This is a genomic window from Staphylococcus sp. AtDRG32 (assembly GCF_004365845.1).
Taxonomy (GTDB): Bacteria; Bacillota; Bacilli; order Staphylococcales; family Staphylococcaceae; genus Staphylococcus; species Staphylococcus hominis.
Map to the genome: position 1 here is coordinate 559,294 of NZ_SODE01000001.1, position 20,154 is coordinate 579,447.

Below are 20,154 nucleotides of genomic sequence, written 5' to 3' on the forward strand. Positions count from 1 at the left end.
ATAAATGTAAAAAGAGTGGAAGCAAATTTTTTAATACTCGCTTCCACTCTCAATAATGTTAGTTACATATTTACACCTATAATTAAGTGATTTTAATATTGTCTAGGAATATCCACTTTGGATTTTTTATTTTTTATCGTTCTTTTTTCTTCAACTTTAATTTGTCTTGCTACTAACAATAATAATCCCATAGCAATACTTAAACTGATCATAGACGAACCACCAAAACTTATAAATGGAAGAGGCACCCCTGTAAGAGGAATCGTGGCTGATATACCCCCTAAATTTACGAACGTTTGACTACCAATATAACTCGCTACACCAACACATATTAATTTATAAAAATATGAAGATGTTTTAGTGGCTAATACAAATGCACGGAATACAATAAAAAATAATAATCCAATTACTAATAAGGCACCGACCAGTCCCAATTCTTCACAAATTACTGCGAAAATAAAATCTGTATGCGCTTCTGGAAGATAGCCAAGTTTCATGATTCCATTACCTAATCCTCGACCAAATAATCCTCCATTTCCGATTGCCATTAATGAATTGGATAAATGATACCCAGTTCCTGAAGAAGAACTAAAAGGATCGTAAATTGTACTAAAACGTGCCTTTAAATATTCTGGCATCATTCCGGTGAAAATAAAGAACCCAGCAATAAGAATAAATCCAAGAATAATATATAATATAGGTCCTTTTACTATTTTCTTAACACCTATACCTACAAATAAAAACATTGATAATATAATAATTAATGTTAATAATGTTTGTCCAATATCTCCTTGTAAAAGTACTAAACCTAAACAAAGGATAATTAAAATAACTGGTCCTTTGATAATTTTTAAATTACCTCTTAACTGTGGTAATTTTTTACTTAATACATAAGAAATATAAAGAATTAAAGCAATTTTTAGTAACTCTGAAGCTTGTAGATTCATAAATCCTAAGTCTATCCAACTTTTTGAACCATTGATATTTTTACCTACCAATAATGTTAAAATTAAAAGGACACAGATGATAATCATAATCCACTGTTGAATTTTTGATTGTTTAAAAACTTTTATATTCATCATAAATGAAATAAAAAAGACAATAATAAAACTCATGATAACATAAATTAATTGTCTGTTATAAAAATATGTACCTGAAACCTCAATGCCACCTGTTAATGTCCCTTTAGTAGCTGCCACCATACTGGCACTGTAAACCATCACTAAACCTATAAAACACAAAATAACATATGAAATTAATAATGGATAATCGATAAACTTAGAGGTTCTACCTATGTATCGAAATATATTTTTTAAATTATTCATAAAAAAGATCATCCAATTCTAAAAATTTAAACTATATATGCTCATTAAAACGATTTATCAAATTAAATTCTGTCTAAACTATTATATACTTTGTAATTATTAATTAACAAACATAAATATAAAAAATAAAATAAAAGGACTGAAAATATTATTTACATAACATTTCAGTCACTATCATAAATTTATTACATATATTAATTCTTGCTCATTATAACACTTTCATATTAAAAGCATTAGACTTAGAGTTATACGTTTGTGAATGCTTCATGCAATTTAGATAATTCTTTTTCTAAACGAAGCATTAAACTTTTACCTTCTTCTTTATCAACTAAACCAAGTTTCACAGCAAAGTCTACTTCTTTTTGTAAACCAAACATTTGTGTGTCGAGAACCTCTTCATATAGTGGGCAAGATGGCATAGTTAAATTATCCATTTGAACCTTAATTAAATGCAAGATTCGGTCAGCATCTTGATTTAATTGCTCATAAGCTTCACTATTTATGTTCATTTGCTTCGGCATCACATTCTCCCCCTATCATTAAATATCTTCATATCAGAAGTTTATCCTACTACCTTTTAAAAAGCAAGTTTATTCAATAAACCCTTCAATCTAAATATGATAAAATAATAGTTAGATTGAAACTAGGGAGTGGGCAAGATGATTCAAATTAAAGGAGATGTCAAATTTCCTATTACTTTAGATAGTACAACATGGATTTTTGATGATAGAAAAGTAAAAATAGAGGATATTGAAAACGGTATTTTTGAAGGAACTAAACCTATTAAATTTGAAGATAACCGCGAATGGAATAGAGCGATATTAGAAGGACAAACCAATCCTCCTACTTTAAACTCTGAAATTAAGTATCGTAAACGTGCTGTATTAGAAGATTCATTTGCAATAAATATGACACCATTTTTTAAAAATGCAGAGCCTTTAGAAAGTGCAACTACAATTAAACTTTCAAATGATACATCTTCAATTGAAATCCCATTAGAATTATTACCTTATCTTTTTTTCCAATTTGCTAAAGATGGTAAGAGATTGTACGATGATAATTCAGTAGATAGCTTTGTTTATAACCCCGAGGAGAACGCCTATTCATATAACTTTAAATATGTAACTCGTATTGAGGTGATTTAAGTTGCGAGAAGTACAATGTATTATTTGTGATACTAAGGTCTTAATTGATGAACGTACAGTTGAAGCTAAACGTCTACGTAATAATCCAATTAAAACATTCATGTGTAGTGACTGTAAAAGTCGATTAGACACACCTAGACAACGACCAAATGAAAATCGTAAATTTAATCTCCATTTTCCAAATGAAAACTTATAGTATACTTTTCAATAATAAAAAGACGCAACATCAAATTTGATGTTGCGTCTTTTTATTAGTTTTATTGATCTTGCATCATTTGTTTTACACGTTTCGCTTCTTTTTCACGTGCAGCTTTATTTAATATTTTTTTTCTTAAACGGATGCTTTGAGGCGTTACTTCAACCAATTCATCATCATTAATATATTCTAATGCTTCTTCTAACGTTAAAATTCTTGGACGATTCATTGTTTGAGTTTGATCTTTTGTTGCTGAACGTACGTTAGTTTGATGTTTAGCTTTAGTAATATTAACTGTTAAGTCATTTTCACGATTATGTTCTCCTACAATCATGCCTTCATAAACTTCAGTACCTGGTTCCATGAAGTTTACACCTCTGTCCTCTAGACCAATGATGGCATAAGCTGTTGCTTGTCCTTGATCCATTGAAATTAATGCACCATTACGACGACCACCAATTTGTGCTTTAACACGAGGTCTAAATTCTTCAAATGTATGATTAATAATGCCATAACCACGTGTCATAGACATAAATTCAGTTGTGTATCCAATCATACCACGTGCAGGTACCATAAAGATTAAACGTGTTAATCCATTATCAGTTGTTAACATGTCTAACATTTCACCTTTACGCGCACCAAGTGATTCAATCACTGCTCCAGCATTTTCAGATGGAACTTCACATTGAACACGTTCAAATGGTTCACTTAATACACCATCAATTTCGCGTAAAATAACTTGAGGTTTAGAAACTTGAAGTTCAAATCCTTCACGTCTCATATTCTCAATTAAAATAGATAAGTGCAACTCTCCACGGCCAGCTACAACCCACGTATCTGGAGAATCTGTTGGTGTAACTTTTAAAGATACATCTGTTTCAAGCTGTTGATCTAAACGTTCTTGGATTTGACGAGCAGTTACAAAATCACCTTCACGACCAGCAAATGGTGAATTATTTACTTTAAATGTCATTTCAAGTGTAGGTTCATCAATACGCAATACTGGTAACGCTTCTTGATGATCATGCGGTGTAACTGTTTCACCTACGTTGATATCTTCCATTCCTGATACAGCAATTAAATCTCCCGCTTGTGCTTCTTCAATTTCTTCACGTTTTAAACCAAAGAAACCAAAGATTTTTGTTACACGGAAGTTTTTCACTGTACCATCTAATTTAATAAGCGATACGTTATCTCCAACACGCATTTTACCTCTAAATACACGGCCAATACCAATACGACCAACGTAATCATTATAGTCTAATAATGCTACTTGGAATTGTAGTGGTTCATCACTGTTATCAATTGGAGCAGGCACGTAATCAAGAATTGTTTCATATAAAGACTGCATGTTTTCATCTTGTTTTTCAGGATCAACACTCGCTGTTCCATTTACAGCTGATGCATAAACAACTGGGAAATCAAGTTGTTCATCATTTGCTTCAAGTTCAATAAATAAATCTAATACTTCATCTACTACTGCTTCTGGTCTAGCAGACGGTTTATCAATTTTATTAACTACTACAACAGGTTTTAAATTTTGTTCTAATGCTTTTTTTAGTACGAAACGTGTTTGTGGCATAGTACCTTCATAGGCATCTACAACAAGTACAACACCATCTACCATTTTCATAATACGTTCAACTTCACCACCAAAGTCAGCATGTCCTGGTGTATCTAAGATGTTAATTCTTGTACCTTTATAATTTATCGCAGTATTTTTAGCAAGAATTGTAATACCACGTTCTCTTTCTAAGTCATTAGAGTCCATTGCTCTTTCATCAACATGCTCATTTTCTCTGAAGATTCCAGATTGTTTAAGTAATTCGTCAACTAGTGTTGTTTTACCATGGTCGACGTGAGCAATAATTGCAATATTACGAACATCTTCTCTTCTATTAGTCATTTTATAATATCCTTTCTTAAGTAAATTCCCACTTTTAATTGCAACTTTTTTATTATATCATAATATTAACAAAAGATAACTAAAAGGTGGGGATGGGGATGGAAAAACCAAAATCTAAAGGTATATTCTGGATACTTTCTATTGTAGCAGTTATATTTTTAGTGCTCTTTAGTTTTAGCGTGGGTGCCGGAAGTATTCCAATGATGATTTTAACATTTATACTTTTCATTGCAACGTTTGGCGCCGGATTTACGCTTAAGAAAAAGTATCGTGAAAACAATTGGCTATAATCAACCATTAAGATATATAAAGCTTGAGATATTTTTGTCTCAAGCTTTTTTTATTGAAATCAGATTTTTTATTTTTTAAAGCGTTGATGTAATTCTATTAAAGTAGTCGTATTAGGCGCTAGATAATTTTCTAATATTTCTTTATGAATATTTGAATTTCCTACTAGTACTGAATTCGCACTTGAAATATTTAATGGTTCACCTAATAAGTTGCTAGCTACGCCTCCAACTTCATTTAATACAATAAGACCACCAGCAAAGTCCCAAGGCTGTAATCTAGGTGTGATATAAGCAGCCAATTGTCCTTTAGCTACACTTATAATTTCTAAAGCTGCACTACCATATGCTCTACAACTTCTTGCATCATTTACTATATCTTGAAATATAGGGCCCATTTTAGGTTTGGTTACCCAATTTGGATTGATACCAATTAAGCTTTTCTTTAGGGTGGTAGATTCAATCGTAGATAATGGATGTTTATTTTCAAATGCACCCTCACCTACCTTGGCATGATATAAAACATCTTTCATTACATCATATACAAAGCCAGCGTATGGTTTACCATTTCGGTAGATACCAATTGAGATAGCAAAATTTTCTTTTTGATGTACAAAGTTTAATGTGCCATCAATTGGATCCACTACCCATACGACACCTTCAACATGAGTTAAATCATGACCATGTCCTTCTTCTCCAATAACACGATGTTCTGGATAACTATGGGTTATTGCATCATATATATAATTTTCAGTAGCTTTATCAACATTGGTAACTAAGTCATTCGGATTTGATTTTGTTTCAATATTTAATTCTTCCTTCATCATTATTCTAACTTTATTTCCTGCTTCTAAAACTAAACCTTTAGCAAAATCATATAGCGACATACTATCATCTCCTGTTGCTTACTATTATACATCAAATCAATTTTATAATTGTTATACATCATTTTATACCTTCATCACTATATATGAAACTCTTATGAAGAGTTTATAAGCATAAAAATAGGTCGCCAATAAAGGAAACCTATCAAATCCATGATATAAAAGACTGAAAACATTTAAAATATACGAATAAACATGTACATTCATCTTATGATTATGGAATACAAATAAGTAAAAGGTCATTATGCTAATTTTAAATGTAAAATCGGATAATCTCTGCTTTGGTTGTCTTTTTGAGATCCACTCTATGCTTTAAAACCATTTTTAATATAAAATTTCAATACATGTTGGTTATCTTTATTAAACATCTACATATTGGATTTTATCTTCTTGAATCAGTGACTGAAGTATAATTGTACCGTAACTTTTATTAAAATCTTCAGGATCTATAAACAACATTTCCAAATTTTTAGTATTGTATTATAGTCTTTTTTCTTTTACTTTTATTAATCTCATGACACTCTCCTAACCACGAGGGGTAAAATCCTAAAAATTAAATGACTAACATCTAGGTACTGACTCTACCTTTTTAGTTTAAATTAACTATCTATATTGTATATTACTATTCTATCATTATAACTTTGAAATATATGCTACAATAAACTCAACATACTATTAAAATAGGAGGAAGATCAATGACACAATACACATTTACACCTAAAGATTTTAAAGCATTTGACGTTGAGGGTTTAGATGAACGAATGGAAGCTTTAAATAAATATATTAGACCTCAATTACATCAGTTAGGCGATTATTTTAGTGAGTATTTCACTTCTCAAACTGGAGAAACATTTTATGCACATGTTGCTAAACATGCGCGTAGAAGTGTTAATCCTCCTATAGATACCTGGGTCGCTTTTGCACCTAATAAACGTGGTTATAAAATGTTACCCCACTTCCAAATTGGCCTTTTTAGGGATCAATTATTTATCATGTATGGAATAATGCATGAAGGAAAAAATAAAGAAGAACGTGTTAAAGTTTTTGACAAACATTTTAATGCATTAAAACAACTTCCAAATGATTATCAAATTAGTTTAAATCACATGAAAAAAGATAAACAATATATCAAAGATTTAAGTGATACTGATTTACATCAAGCTATTGATCGTGTTAAAAATGTGAAAAAAGGAGAATTTTTTATAGCACGTACTTTAGCTCCTAGTGATGAACAATTAAAATCAGATGAAACATTTTTAGCTTTTATTAAAGAAACATTTGATGAATTCTTAAAATTATATGAATAAATACTATTCTTCGGCCTGGGACTTTACTAGAAATCTCAGGTGTTTTTTATTTTATTGGTAATCACTCACTGTCTTGAAGATCCATCTAAATTCAGTAATATTCTTTTTTACAACTTTTTTAGGTTGACCTAAAAATATATTTAGGTTAATATAATTAAAAAGATTTTAGGAGTTTATGAATGAATCATATGAGTAATAAAAAACAACGTAGCTTAGACGAAATTAATAATACAGTAGACTTTAGTAGTAATAAAAGTGCAAGCCAAAAATTTTTAGCTTTTTTAGGTCCAGGATTATTAGTAGCGGTGGGATATATGGATCCAGGTAACTGGATTACATCTATGCAAGGCGGAGCACAATTTGGCTATATTCTTCTTTTTATTATTTTAGTTTCTAGTTTAGCTGCAATGCTTTTGCAAAGTATGACAGTTAGATTAGGTATTGCTACAGAGATGGATTTAGCACAAATGACACGTCATTATTTAAATCGCCCGTTAGCAATTATATTTTGGATAATAGCAGAACTAGCTATTATCGCTACAGATATTGCTGAAATTATCGGAAGTGCAATAGCTCTAGACTTATTGTTTAATATTCCTTTAATTATAGGTGCACTTATAACTGTTTTAGATGTTTTTCTTTTACTCTTTATTATGAAATTTGGCTTCAGAAAAATCGAAGCGATTGTCGGAACATTAATTTTTACTGTTCTAATTATTTTCTTATTCGAAGTATTTATTTCATCACCTAAAGTGATTAATATTCTTAACGGGTTTATTCCTCATAAGGATATCGTTACAAATCATAGTGTACTGTATATTGCTTTAGGGATTATTGGTGCTACAATTATGCCTCACAATCTCTATTTACATTCTTCGATTGTACAATCACGTAAATATGATAGAACTAATGAGAACGATAAGGCACAAGCAATTAAATATGCAACAATTGATTCTAATATACAATTAAGCATCGCTTTTATAGTAAATTGCTTGTTACTTATATTAGGTGCTGCACTATTTTATGGTGTTAATGCTGATAAATTAGGAGGATTTTATGATTTATATCATGCCCTTAAAACTCAGCCGCTTCTAGGATCAGTACTTGGCAGTATAATGAGTACATTATTCGCTATTGCACTACTTGCATCTGGACAAAATTCTACAATCACTGGAACACTCTCAGGTCAAATTGTTATGGAAGGATTTTTAAGATTATCAATTCCAAATTGGTTAAGACGATTAATAACTAGAGGTTTAGCTGTCATTCCTGTTATAATTTGTTTAATTGTATTTAAAGGTAATGAAAATAAAATGGAACAACTTTTAGTACTTTCTCAAGTATTTTTAAGTATCGCTTTACCGTTTTCACTCATTCCTTTACAACTTGCAACAAGCAACAAAAAATTAATGGGCCCTTTTTATAATAAAAACTGGATTAACTTTTGTTCTTGGAGTTTAATTATTATTCTAAGCCTACTTAATGTTTATTTAATTATCGAAACATTTAAAGAATTTTTTGCATAAAATAAAACTATTGTTAAGGTATTGAACATGATATCTTAACAATAGTTTTTCTCTGTATTCTTTTAATTCATTATAACTTCCATAATATCATTGCAAACCACACTATATTAAACTTTCATATCAATGTCATAATATGAATAGTATAGATTTAATTTTTAATAATTAATGTAGGTTTTACAAATACTCCAATAGAACTAATTATTGCGATTATATCATTTCAATTATGTATGCATTTTATTTTAATTTATATCTTTCTATTATTACATACTTATCCAATTTTATTTTTATTGACGATAAATAAACTCCCAAGCAATTCAATTCAAATTGCTTGGGAGTTACACGTAAAACTAATAACCTTCAATTATTCCTGATCAACCGAGTGTTTCTCTTTGTTTTCTTCTTTATTTAAAATTTGTTTGCGTTCTTCATAATTCATTCGACGTTGATTAACAGCACTTGGCTGATTCTTTCTTTTTTCTTTCATACGTTGATTATAAGCTTTACGTTTTTCTTTTTTCTTAGCACGTAATTCCGCTTTTTCTCTTTTACGTTGTACTTTTTGTTCTTTCTTATCAATATATAAGTCTTTTTCTACATTATTTTCATCATCATTAACTTCATTCGGCATACTATTTTTTGATTTATATTTATACTTTCTTTGTCTTGAAAGCACGCCAGAAGTATCATCCTCATTTGAAGATTGTTGATATTCACTTGTTACAGCACGTTTAGGGTATTGATTATATTTATCTTCCTCAATATCCTCATTAAAATCTTGCTCATCATTATTTTGAGTAATATGATGATAATCTTCATAATCATGTTCTCTTTCATTATAATCACTTGAAGGTTTACGACGAATACGACGTTCTGATTTTTTAGTCTTACGAGGTGGTTCTATGTACTCTTCTTCATCATTATATTGAGTAGGTTCTTCTTCATAATAATATCTATCATCATAATCATCTCTTTGATTATAATAAGGGGGATAATCGTAAGTAGAACCATATGCTGGAACTGTTTCTATTTTACTTCTTCTTGCAAACATCATAATCGCTGTAATGAAGAAGAAGATTGGAATAATTAATGTAATAAATAATAACACTAAAGGCAAAGTAATAATGGAAGCAATTAAAAACAATATTCCAGATAAAATTCTAATATTCATAGAAATCAAAGCTAAAAATGAAATTAATAAACAAATGATAAAGTACACGATAATTGCCCAAATTCCATTTTGTAACCATATAACAAATTGAGTCGTATTTAGACTATTGTTAACTAGTATTTGTTGTATTAATTGATTATTATTCATGGAATTTTCAAGATTTTGAATTGATGTATCATTACTGAATGATACGAGTGCAATAAACATTGTAATAACCGTTAATATTAATAAGAAAATCCAACTAATCCAACCTAAAAGTTTCTCAGTTAAACGGCTCACAGGTCGTTTGATTTGTGTGTATCGTTCTCCTGACATTTATTACAACTCCTTAATTGACTTGTCAAATTATTATATCTAATTTATAGGAAAATAACTACTAATTATCACTTATTTTAACGACATTTTAAAATTCAAGAAGCTTTCATTATATTCTCCTAATGTTTTCTCTCCTAAGTCTTTATAAACTTCTAAACGTTTTTGTTCTTTTTGAGTTGGATAAAAACGATGATCGTTTTTTATGTTATTTGGTAATAAATTTCTAGCTGCCTTATTCGGAGTAGCATACCCAACCCATTCTGTATTTTGTTTATTATTTTTAGCATCTAATAAAAAGTTAATAAATTGGTAGGCGCCTTCTTTATTTTGAGCAGTTTTAGGAATGACCATATTATCAAACCATACATTCGAACCTTCTTTAGGAACCACATAATCATAAGTATCTCCCTCTTGAACAAGTGGTGCTGCTACACCACTCCATACTACAGCAATATGGCCTTCATTTTGTTGAAGCATCATAGTAATTTCATCACCTACTACCCCTCTAACTTGAGGGGTAAGAGATTGTAAGTCTTGTTCTGCTTGCTTAATATGAACAGGATTGGAATCATTTAAACTATAACCCAATTTATTTAAAGCTAATCCTATAATTTCTCTAGCCCCGTCAACAAGTAATATGTCATTTTTGTATTTAGACTGATATAAATTGTTCCAACTATCAAATTGTTCATTAGGATACGCTTTTTTATTGTATAGAATACCTACCGTTCCAAAAAAATATGGTATTGAATAGTTATTATGTGGATCATAAGCCATATTCATATAATCAGAATCCAAATTTTTAATATTAGGTATTTTCTGATGATCTAAAGGTTCTAATAAATGTTCTCTTTTTAATTTTTGAACAGTATATTCACTTGGAAATGCAACATCATAATGTGTACCACCATTTTTAATTTTTGCTTCCATGGCTTCATTCGAATCAAACGTTTCATAAACAACTTGTATACCTGTCTCTTTTTCAAATTTCTTTATTAAATCGGGATCAATGTATTCCCCCCAGTTATATACATAAACTTTTTTACCAGTTTTTGTATGATCTTGAGAATTAAACCAATGACTTATTCCTAAACATATCAATCCTACTACAATGGCACCGATAATTAACTGAAAAAATTGTTTCATTCTATTGCACCTCTTTTAGCACTTCTACGTTTTAATATATTTTGAAGTGCATGGTATCCAATAATACCTAGCACAATAGCTAAAAATAAGATTGTTGAAATAGCATTTATTTCCATACTGATACCTTTTCGAGCCATGGCATACACCTCTACTGATAAGACACTAAATCCATTACCTGTCACAAAAAAACTTACAGTAAAATCATCTAGAGAATAGGTAAGTGCCATAAAAAAGCCACCAATAATAGCAGGCATTAAGTTTGGTAAAAGTATACGTCCGAGTACTTGAGATTCTGTAGCGCCTAAATCACGAGCTGCATTTAACATATTATGATTCATTTCATATAGCTGTGGTAGCACAAGAATGACTACTATAGGTATACAGAATGCAATATGCGATGCTAATACTGTTCCAAATCCTAACCCTAATCCAAATATATGTCCTAAAGCTGTGAACATAATTAAAAATGAGGCACCTATGACAACATCAGATGAAACCATTAGTACATTATTTAATGTAAGTAATGTCAATTTAAACTTCTTATTTCGCAAATAATAAATTGATATTGCTCCAAATGTTCCTATAATAGTAGATACTGCTGCGGATAGCAATGCAACTGCTATTGTATTGAATATTACAGACATTAAATGATCATCTTGAAATAACGATTGATAATGTTCTAATGTAAAATGTTCAAAATGTACCATATTTCCAGCTGAATTAAACGAATAAAACATTAAGAAAAAAATAGGAAGGTATAATATAACAAGTAATATTCCTATATAAAGTTTCCCGTACCATTTCATTTAATTCACCCTCTTCCATTTGTTTCTTTAGATTTAGTAATAATTAAGATAAAGGCCATAAATACAATTAAAAAGATAGCTATTGTCGAACCCATTCCGTAGTTTTGAATAACTAAAAATTGTTCCTCAATAGATGTACCAATATTAATCACTTTATTTCCAGCTATCAATCTAGTAATCATAAATAATGATAGTGCTGGTATAAATGTAACTTGAACACCTGTCATCACACCTTCTTTAGTTAAAGGAAGTATGACTTTACGAAAAGTAGTAAATGTATTTGCACCTAAATCACTTGAAGCTTGTAATAAATTATTAGGAATTGATTTCATGCTATTAAAAATAGGCAAAATCATAAATGGTATATAAATATAACTTGCAACAAGTAAAAACGCACCTGATGTAAACAACAAGTTTAGTGGACCAATATGCATTATACCTAACATTTTATTAATCATACCTTCGTGACTTAAAATTCCAATAAAAGCATACGTTTTTAACAATAAATTAATCCATGTGGGTATGATTAATATAAGTAACCAAATATTTTGGAATTTTGAAGATCTAATAAAATAGGCTGCAGGATAACTTATAATTAGTGTAATGATTGTTATAAGTGCCGCATAAAAAATAGAATCCCACATCATTTTTAAATATTTCATTGAAAAGACTTGTCGATAATTTGTAAAACTAAAGTGACCATTTATATCGATAAATGAAAAATATACAAGTAATAGCACAGGAATAATAATAAAAATAATCATCCATAATAAATATGGAATGATGAGAAATTTATTTAAATTACGCATGTTCAATATCCTCATAACTTTCAATACGTTTATCAAATTCTTCTTCAGTTTCTCCAGGAACCATAATATGAATAGCTTCAGGTTCAAAAAACAAACCTACCTGACTTCCTATTGTTGTCTTTTTAGTAGATTGAATAACCCATTCATACCCTTTTTCATCAATACAACAAATTTCGTAATGTACACCTCTAAAAAGCATTGAATCGACAGTTGCAGTGAATAAACCTTGTGTCGATTCAACTAAAGAAATATCCTCTGGACGAATCACTACTTCAATTTTTTTCCCAGATGGAATCCGAGCATCAACACATTCAAAATCCTGACCATATATATTCACTACAAAATCTTTAACCATTATGCCATCAACAATATTAGATTCTCCAATAAAATCAGCCACGAATCGATTCACTGGTTCATCATAAATATCTGTTGGTGTACCAAATTGTTGTATTTCACCATCTTTCATCACAAAAATATAATCACTAAGTGCCAATGCTTCTTCTTGATCATGAGTAACAAAAATAAAAGTGATGCCTAATCTTTTTTGTAACTCACGAAGTTCATATTGCATTTCAGTACGTAATTTTAAATCTAGTGCCGAAAGAGATTCATCTAATAATAAAATTTCAGGTTTATTTACAATAGCTCTGGCAATAGCGACTCTTTGTTTTTGTCCCCCACTCATTTCATCAATATGACGTTGTTCATAACCTGTTAACTTAACAAGTTTTAATGCTTCTTTAACTTCTTTATCAATCTCTTGTTTAGAAAACTTTTTTAGTCTTAAACCAAAAGCAATATTCTCATATACATTTAAATGAGGAAATAAAGCATAATCTTGAAATACTGTATTTACTCTACGTTTATTTGCAGGTAATTTTTCGATAGACTGATTTTTATAAATAATTTGACCTTCATTAGGTTGTTCAAATCCTGCAATAAGTTTTAAAATCGTAGTTTTACCACATCCTGAGGGACCGAGCAACGTATAAAAATATCCCGATTCAATATCTAAGTTCATATTATTTAATATTGTTGTATCATCAAATTTCTTAGTAACTTTTTTAAAAGATAATAGTGACTCCAATCCATTTCCTCCTTTATAAGTATGATGCTGTTGCTACAATTAGAATTTTAACTTCATTTTCTGAATTATTATGTAATTGATGTAATTCATTTGCTCTAAAATAAAATACATCTCCCTCATAAGCTTGATAGCGCTCTTTACCTAACGTAAGTGTTACACATCCCTCTAAACAATAAATAAAGGTATCAGATTCAGAAGGTTCAAAAGATTTGTACGATGATCCAGGCTTAATTGTTATTATAAGAGGTTCCATTTCATTTTCATTTGAACTGGGTACAACCCAATTTAAAATATATCCTCTGTCATATTCATCATAAATAGTCCGTTCACTTTTTTTATACAATACTTTTTCTTTCGCTTTTTCCTTAAAAAAATCACTTGGTGTAGTACCTAATACTTCTAATATACTTAAAAATGTTTCCATACTTGGAGACGCATATTCACTTTCAATTTGTGATATATATCCTTTTGATAAATCAGTTCGTTCGGCTAACTCTTCTTGAGTAAGATTTTTTTGCCGTCTTAAATTTTTTAATTTATATCCAATTTGCATAACTAACCACCTAAAAAAAGCTGTATCTTGTTTACTATTATCAAACATTTTGTTTAATGCTTAATAAAAATAACAAAATACAGCTTTAAATTCAATAGGTATATTAAAAAATTGAGATTAAATTAGAGATCTTAATGTTTACTAAAATTTTCTTGATCAGGATGTTTTTTAACTTCTTGGATTACTTTATAGCTATTATAGCCACTTTTTTCTTCAAATTCTTTAAAAATTTGTTTTTCTTCAGCTTTTCCTGGCACAATTTGTTTAAATTTTTTATATTGTTCCATTAGTTCAGTACCTATTATAGACTTTTCATAATAGTTTTCAATTTGATTAAAAAATTTGATAACATCAACCATTTCCTCATTAGACCAATCTAAATCGAGTGGATATTGATATTCCATAGTTACCCTCCAAAATATAAACTTAATTCTATAAAAAAAGGTGGAACTAGATTCCTTATAAAATCATAGTCCCACCGTAAATGGTTATTTCAATTATTTCAATTAAATACGTCGATTTAATTCTCAATTATTTCAAAAGGAAATTACATAGTATGGATTGGTAATCCAATAGCTTTTTCAGCAACTTCCATAGTCATTTCACCTAATGTTGGGTGAGCATGAACAGTTAATGCGATATCTTCAGCATTCATGCCTGCTTCGATAGCTAAACCTAATTCAGAAATAATATCAGAAGCACCATTACCTGCTACTTGAGCACCAATAACTGTGTCATCTTCTTTTAATGTAATTAATTTAACGAAACCAGTTGTATCATCTAATGATAAAGCACGTCCGTTAGCAGCATAAGGGAATTTAGATGCTTTGAAATCTAAACCTTCTTCTTTAGCTTGAGCTTCAGTATAGCCAACTTGAGCTAATTCTGGTTCAGTGAAGCATACAGCAGGCATACCAATGTAATCAACTTCTGATGCTTGACCTGAGATTACTTCTGCAGCTACTTTACCTTCATAACTTGCTTTGTGTGCAAGTGGTAAACCAGGTACGATATCACCAATTGCGTAGATGTTTTTAATAGAAGTACGACTTTGTTTGTCTACTTCTAATAATCCACGATCAGCAAATTTAAGACCTAATTCTTCTAAGCCTAATTCGTCTGTATTTGGACGACGACCTACAGTTACTAATACATAATCAGCTTCAATTGTTTTTTCTTCACCTTTAGCTTCGTAAGTAACTTTAACACCGTTTTCAGTTTCTTCAGCGTTTTTAGCCATAGCTTCAGTGATAATTTCAACGCCTTTTTCTTTCATACCTTTTTTAACAGGTTGAACCATTTGTTTTTCGAAACCGCCAAGAATTTCTTTAGCTCCTTCTAAAATTGTAACTTCAGAACCGAAGTTAGCAAAGGCAGTACCAAGTTCTGAACCAATATAACCGCCACCGACAACTACTAATTTACCAGGAACTTCTTGTAAGTTTAAAGCGCCTGTTGAATCGATAACGCGTTTACCAAATTCAAAATTAGGAATTTCAATTGGTCTTGAACCAGTTGCAATAATAGCATTTTTGAAGTTATACGTTTGAGCACTTTTCTCATCCATAACACGTAAACTATTTTCATCTACGAAATAAGCTTCACCACGAACGATGTCAACTTTATTACCTTTTAATAAACCTTCAACACCGCCAGTTAATTTATTAACAACTGATTGTTTAAATTCTTGAACTTTATCAAATTTAAGTGATACGCTTTCAGCAATAATCCCTAAATTTTCAGAGTGTTGAGCTTCTACGAAACGATGAGAAGCATGTAATAACGCTTTTGATGGAATACATCCAACGTTTAAGCACACACCACCTAAGTCACCTTTTTCAACAATAGTAACTTTTTGTCCTAATTGAGCTGCACGAATTGCAGCAACATATCCACCAGGACCTGCTCCGATTACAATAGTATCTGTTTCAATTGGGAAATCTCCAACTACCATGTTTTACCCCTCCATTAATAATAATTCTGGATTATTTAATAAGCGTTTGATATGATTCATAGCATTTTGACCAGTTGCACCATCAATTTGTCTGTGGTCAAAGCTTAATGATAATGCTAATACTGGAGCTGCTACAATTTCACCATCTTTAACAATAGGTTTTTGAGCAATACGTCCAATACCTAAAATAGCTACTTCTGGGTGATTGATAACTGGAGTGAACCATTGTCCACCAGCTGAACCGATGTTACTAATTGTACATGTAGCACCGCTCATTTCTTGAGATGTTAATTTACCATCACGAGCTTTAACAGCTAATTCATTGATTTCATCTGAGATTTGGAAAATAGATTTACGATCTGCATTTTTAACTACAGGTACTAATAAACCTCTTTCAGTATCTGCAGCAATACCGATATTCCAGTAATGTTTGTGTACAATTTCACCAGCTTCTTCATTAAATGACGTATTTAGTGCTGGGTATTTTTTAAGTGCAGAAACAAGCGCTTTAACAACATATGGTAAGAATGTTAATTTAATACCTTGTTCAGCTGCAACTTCTTTGAATTTTTTACGGTGATCCCATAAGTCTTGAACATCAATTTCATCCATTAATGTTACGTGTGGAGCAGTGTGTTTTGAGTTAACCATTGCTTTAGCAATTGCTTTACGCATAGCAGGGATTTTTTCTGTAGTTTCAGGGAAGTCTCCTTCAGGTACTGATTGAGTTTGAACTGCAGAAGTATCTTCTGATGTTGAAGCAGCTGCACTTTCATTTGAAGCTGTTGCTGCTTGAGCACCGCCACCATTTAAGTGGTTATCGATGTCTTCTTTAGTAATACGTCCATTTTTACCTGAACCAGAAACTGCTTTAATGTTCACGCCTTTTTCACGTGCATATTTACGTACAGATGGCATTGCTTTAATTCGTCTGTTTTCGTCTACTTTTTCATCTTGTGATGTTGAAGCTGCTGGAGTTTCTTCAGTTTTAGCTTCTTCTTTTGCAGGTTCTTCTTCTTTAGATGAAGCATCGTCATCATTATGACCTTTAAATTGCATTTCTTCTGCATCTGGTGCGTCAATTTTAACAATGACATCACCTACAACTGCTACAGTGCCTTCTTCAACTACTACTTCTTCAACTGTACCGCTTACAGGAGATGGGATTTCTACTACAGATTTATCATTTTGAACCTCTGCTAATACGTCATCCTCTTCAATTGTATCTCCGGCTGAAACAAACCACTTAACGATTTCACCTTCGTGGATACCTTCACCAATGTCGGGTAGTCTAAATTCAAATGCCACGTTCTTATCCTCCTAAGATTTAAATATTTATTATTTAAATAAATTTATAACATAGAGGAAGGACAGAATAATATGTCATGCCTGTCAACACTTTATCATTTTGTCCTACGTCTCTAGTTTACAATTAATTATATATACATAAAATAAATAGAAAGTACCTATTTTAAATATATAAATTCATATATAGCTTGCTGTTTTGTATATACTATTAGAATTCTAAAGTAGCTTTAGCTTGTTCAATAATATCATTTTTATTTGGTAACCAAACATTTTCAGCTTGAGTAAATGGATATACAGTATCAGCAGCAGCAACACGTGCAATTGGAGCTTCTAATGAAAGAATAGCACGTTCAGCTAATTCAGCTGCTACAGTAGCACCAACACCAGCTTGACGTTGAGCTTCTTGAACAACTACTGCACGACCAGTTTTTTCAACTGATGCAACTAATGTATCAATATCGATTGGTTGAACTGTACGTAAATCGATAACTTCTACAGAGTAACCTTCTTTTTCAAGTTCTTCTGCAGCTTTTTCAGATTCTTGTACCATTGCACCGTATGCAATTAATGTAATGTCATTACCTTCTTTTTTGACATTTGCTTTACCAATTTCAATTGTATATTCTTCTTCAGGAACTTCTTCACGGAATGAGCGATATAATTTCATATGCTCTAAATATACAACTGGATCGTTTGATCTAATTGATGAAAGTAATAAACCTTTAGCATCATAAGGACCAGATGGAATAACTACTTTAATACCTGGTGATTGAGCTAAAATACCTTCTAAGTTATCTGCGTGTAATTCTGGAGTGTGTACCCCACCACCAAATGGTGTACGAATTGTTACAGGAGCAGTTTTAGAACCACCTGAACGGAAACGCGTACGAGCGATTTGACCAGCAACTTCGTCAAACACTTCAAATACGAATCCTAAGAATTGAATTTCCATTACAGGACGGAAACCTTCTACAGTTAAACCAAGAGCTAAACCACCAATACCAGATTCAGCTAATGGTGTGTCGAATACACGGTCTTCACCGAATTCTTTTTGTAAACCTTCAGTAACACGGAATACACCGCCGTTAACACCAACGTCTTCACCGAAAATTAAAACGTTTTCGTCATTTTGCAATTCAGTTTTAAGCGCATTGTTAATCGCTTGAACCATTGTCATTTGTGCCATGGCTTATTTCGACTCCTTCTCTTTGTAAATTTCATATTGTTCAGCTAAATTTTGAGGCATATCTTCATACATGATATCCATTAAATCAAGAACAGTTTGTTTTGGAGTATTGTCAGCCTCTTTAATTGCTTTCTTGATGTCGTCTTTAGCACGTTCAATAACTTCGTTTTCTTTCTCTTCGCTCCATAATCCTTTATTTTCTAAGAATTTTCTGAAACGAACTAACGGGTCTTTTTTCTCCCAATCTGCATCTTCATCTGAAGTTCTGTAACGAGTTGGATCATCTCCAGCCATTGTATGTGGACCATAACGATAAGTCATAGTTTCGATTAATGTTGGACCTTCACCATTAATTGCGCGATCACGAGCTTCTTTAGTAGCTTGATATACAGCTAATGCATCCATACCATCAACTTGGATACCAGGGATACCTACTGCAATTGCTTTTTGAGCTAATGTAGTAGCAGCTGTTTGTTTACTACGTGGAGTAGAAATAGCATAGTTATTGTTTTGGATAACAAAGATTGCTGGTGCTTTATAAGCAGAAGCAAAGTTAATACCTTCGTAGAAATCACCTTGTGAAGAACCACCATCACCAGTGTAAGTGATAGCAACTGCTTTTTTACCACGTTTTTTAATACCGAATGCCACACCAGCTGTTTGGATATATTGTGCACCGATAATGATTTGTGGACTGAATGCGTTTACGCCTTCAGGGAATTGGTTACCTTTAAAGTGACCTCTTGAGAATAAGAAAGCATCAGTTAACGGTAAACCGTGCCAAATAAGTTGTGGTACATCACGGTAACCAGGTAAAATGAAGTCTTCTTTTTCTAAAGCATATTGAGATGCTAATTGAGATGCTTCTTGTCCTGCTGTTGGAGCATAGAAACCTAAACGACCTTGTCTATTTAAAGAAATAGAACGTTGGTCAAGAATACGTGTCCACACCATTCTTTCCATTAATTCTACTAATTGTTCATCAGTTAAATCAGGTACTAAGTCTTCATTTACGACATTACCATCTACGTCCAAAATTTGAACCATTTCAAATTTCGACTGAGTATCATTTAATACTTTTACTGCATCGAATTGGGCTTGTAACTTAGGAGCCATTCAATTCACCATACCTTTCCCATATAATAGAAATTCATTTTATCCACTCATAGTGTACCACAATTATTTTAGACTGTTAAACATTTTCATAAAGTTCTGTATTACTAAAAAAAGATACAGTCTGAGAAAC

The 20,154-nt window shown here is 31.2% G+C and carries 20 protein-coding genes; 5 read left to right on the top strand and 15 right to left on the bottom strand.

All coding sequences use genetic code 11. From position 1 onward, the window contains the following. Window positions 1-92: 92 nt before the first annotated feature. Together ftsW and BDW25_RS02675 are read right to left on the bottom strand one after the other, a co-directional pair. Window positions 93-1,325 carry a cell division peptidoglycan polymerase FtsW gene (gene ftsW, locus BDW25_RS02670; protein ID WP_133944770.1) on the bottom strand — a complete coding sequence of 411 codons (1,233 nt, stop codon included), beginning with the start codon at window positions 1,323-1,325 and terminating at the stop codon, window positions 93-95. Between the two features lie 245 nt (window positions 1,326-1,570). Next, entirely contained in the window at window positions 1,571-1,846 is a 276-nt protein-coding gene (locus BDW25_RS02675; RefSeq protein ID WP_002488709.1) for an Fpa/YlaN family protein, read from the bottom strand. 138 nt (window positions 1,847-1,984) lie between these two features. Between BDW25_RS02675 and BDW25_RS02680 the strand changes: the two genes are divergently transcribed. Both BDW25_RS02680 and BDW25_RS02685 read left to right on the top strand, forming a co-directional pair. Continuing rightward, window positions 1,985-2,470 carry a hypothetical protein gene (locus BDW25_RS02680; RefSeq protein ID WP_002450004.1) on the top strand — a complete coding sequence of 162 codons (486 nt, stop codon included), beginning with the start codon at window positions 1,985-1,987 and terminating at the stop codon, window positions 2,468-2,470. A 1-nt stretch (window position 2,471) separates the two neighbouring features. Beyond that, window positions 2,472-2,666, top strand: a complete 195-nt coding sequence (locus tag BDW25_RS02685) for a DUF2197 domain-containing protein (RefSeq protein WP_002449988.1) — start codon at window positions 2,472-2,474, stop codon at window positions 2,664-2,666. Window positions 2,667-2,727: 61 nt separating this feature from the next. On the opposite strand, the gene typA is transcribed toward BDW25_RS02685, so the two are convergent. Further along, window positions 2,728-4,572, bottom strand: a complete 1,845-nt coding sequence (typA, locus tag BDW25_RS02690; protein ID WP_133944772.1) for a translational GTPase TypA — start codon at window positions 4,570-4,572, stop codon at window positions 2,728-2,730. Between the two features lie 98 nt (window positions 4,573-4,670). Between typA and BDW25_RS02695 the strand changes: the two genes are divergently transcribed. After that, on the top strand, window positions 4,671-4,862 hold the full coding sequence (locus BDW25_RS02695; RefSeq protein ID WP_002448174.1) for a DUF5325 family protein: 192 nt from the start codon (window positions 4,671-4,673) through the stop codon (window positions 4,860-4,862). Window positions 4,863-4,930: 68 nt separating this feature from the next. Here BDW25_RS02695 and BDW25_RS02700 read toward each other — a convergent pair whose 3' ends face one another. Next, window positions 4,931-5,746 (bottom strand): inositol monophosphatase family protein, encoded by an 816-nt coding sequence (locus BDW25_RS02700; RefSeq protein WP_049431722.1) that lies wholly within the window; start codon window positions 5,744-5,746, stop codon window positions 4,931-4,933. A gap of 692 nt (window positions 5,747-6,438) precedes the next feature. Here BDW25_RS02700 and BDW25_RS02710 point away from each other — a divergent pair. Together BDW25_RS02710 and BDW25_RS02715 are read left to right on the top strand one after the other, a co-directional pair. Next, window positions 6,439-7,050, top strand: coding sequence for a YktB family protein (locus BDW25_RS02710; RefSeq protein ID WP_049431725.1), 612 nt, complete (start codon window positions 6,439-6,441; stop codon window positions 7,048-7,050). Between the two features lie 179 nt (window positions 7,051-7,229). Further along, the gene (locus BDW25_RS02715) at window positions 7,230-8,576 is read left to right on the top strand and encodes an Nramp family divalent metal transporter (protein ID WP_002448215.1); all 1,347 of its coding nucleotides are present in this window, start codon (window positions 7,230-7,232) and stop codon (window positions 8,574-8,576) included. Between the two features lie 361 nt (window positions 8,577-8,937). Here BDW25_RS02715 and auxB read toward each other — a convergent pair whose 3' ends face one another. The 11 genes from auxB to pdhA all read right to left on the bottom strand — a co-directional run bounded on the left by auxB (window position 8,938) and on the right by pdhA (window position 20,024). Next, window positions 8,938-10,059 (bottom strand): lipoteichoic acid stability factor AuxB, encoded by a 1,122-nt coding sequence (gene auxB, locus BDW25_RS02720; RefSeq protein WP_133944775.1) that lies wholly within the window; start codon window positions 10,057-10,059, stop codon window positions 8,938-8,940. Between the two features lie 72 nt (window positions 10,060-10,131). Then, entirely contained in the window at window positions 10,132-11,205 is a 1,074-nt protein-coding gene (locus BDW25_RS02725) for an ABC transporter substrate-binding protein (protein ID WP_049431733.1), read from the bottom strand. Further along, window positions 11,202-12,011: an ABC transporter permease gene (locus BDW25_RS02730; protein ID WP_133944777.1), complete on the bottom strand. Its 810-nt coding sequence runs from the start codon at window positions 12,009-12,011 to the stop codon at window positions 11,202-11,204. Before BDW25_RS02730 ends, BDW25_RS02725 begins: the two co-directional genes overlap by 4 nt. A gap of 5 nt (window positions 12,012-12,016) precedes the next feature. Next, window positions 12,017-12,820, bottom strand: coding sequence for an ABC transporter permease (locus BDW25_RS02735; protein ID WP_002448200.1), 804 nt, complete (start codon window positions 12,818-12,820; stop codon window positions 12,017-12,019). After that, on the bottom strand, window positions 12,813-13,907 hold the full coding sequence (locus tag BDW25_RS02740) for an ABC transporter ATP-binding protein (protein ID WP_064207512.1): 1,095 nt from the start codon (window positions 13,905-13,907) through the stop codon (window positions 12,813-12,815). Before BDW25_RS02740 ends, BDW25_RS02735 begins: the two co-directional genes overlap by 8 nt. A 13-nt stretch (window positions 13,908-13,920) precedes the next feature. Further along, entirely contained in the window at window positions 13,921-14,460 is a 540-nt protein-coding gene (locus BDW25_RS02745; protein WP_002448067.1) for a helix-turn-helix domain-containing protein, read from the bottom strand. Window positions 14,461-14,591: 131 nt separating this feature from the next. Then, window positions 14,592-14,864 carry a UPF0223 family protein gene (locus BDW25_RS02750; protein WP_002448248.1) on the bottom strand — a complete coding sequence of 91 codons (273 nt, stop codon included), beginning with the start codon at window positions 14,862-14,864 and terminating at the stop codon, window positions 14,592-14,594. Between the two features lie 143 nt (window positions 14,865-15,007). Next, window positions 15,008-16,414 (bottom strand): dihydrolipoyl dehydrogenase, encoded by a 1,407-nt coding sequence (gene lpdA / locus BDW25_RS02755; RefSeq protein WP_002455496.1) that lies wholly within the window; start codon window positions 16,412-16,414, stop codon window positions 15,008-15,010. Window positions 16,415-16,417: 3 nt separating this feature from the next. Continuing rightward, on the bottom strand, window positions 16,418-17,722 hold the full coding sequence (locus BDW25_RS02760; protein WP_019835362.1) for a dihydrolipoamide acetyltransferase family protein: 1,305 nt from the start codon (window positions 17,720-17,722) through the stop codon (window positions 16,418-16,420). Window positions 17,723-17,930: 208 nt separating this feature from the next. Beyond that, the gene (locus BDW25_RS02765; RefSeq protein WP_002448131.1) at window positions 17,931-18,908 is read right to left on the bottom strand and encodes an alpha-ketoacid dehydrogenase subunit beta; all 978 of its coding nucleotides are present in this window, start codon (window positions 18,906-18,908) and stop codon (window positions 17,931-17,933) included. 3 nt (window positions 18,909-18,911) lie between these two features. Continuing rightward, complete coding sequence (gene pdhA / locus BDW25_RS02770; RefSeq protein ID WP_019835361.1) at window positions 18,912-20,024, bottom strand: pyruvate dehydrogenase (acetyl-transferring) E1 component subunit alpha; 1,113 nt, start codon at window positions 20,022-20,024, stop codon at window positions 18,912-18,914. Between the last annotated feature and the right edge of the window lie 130 nt (window positions 20,025-20,154).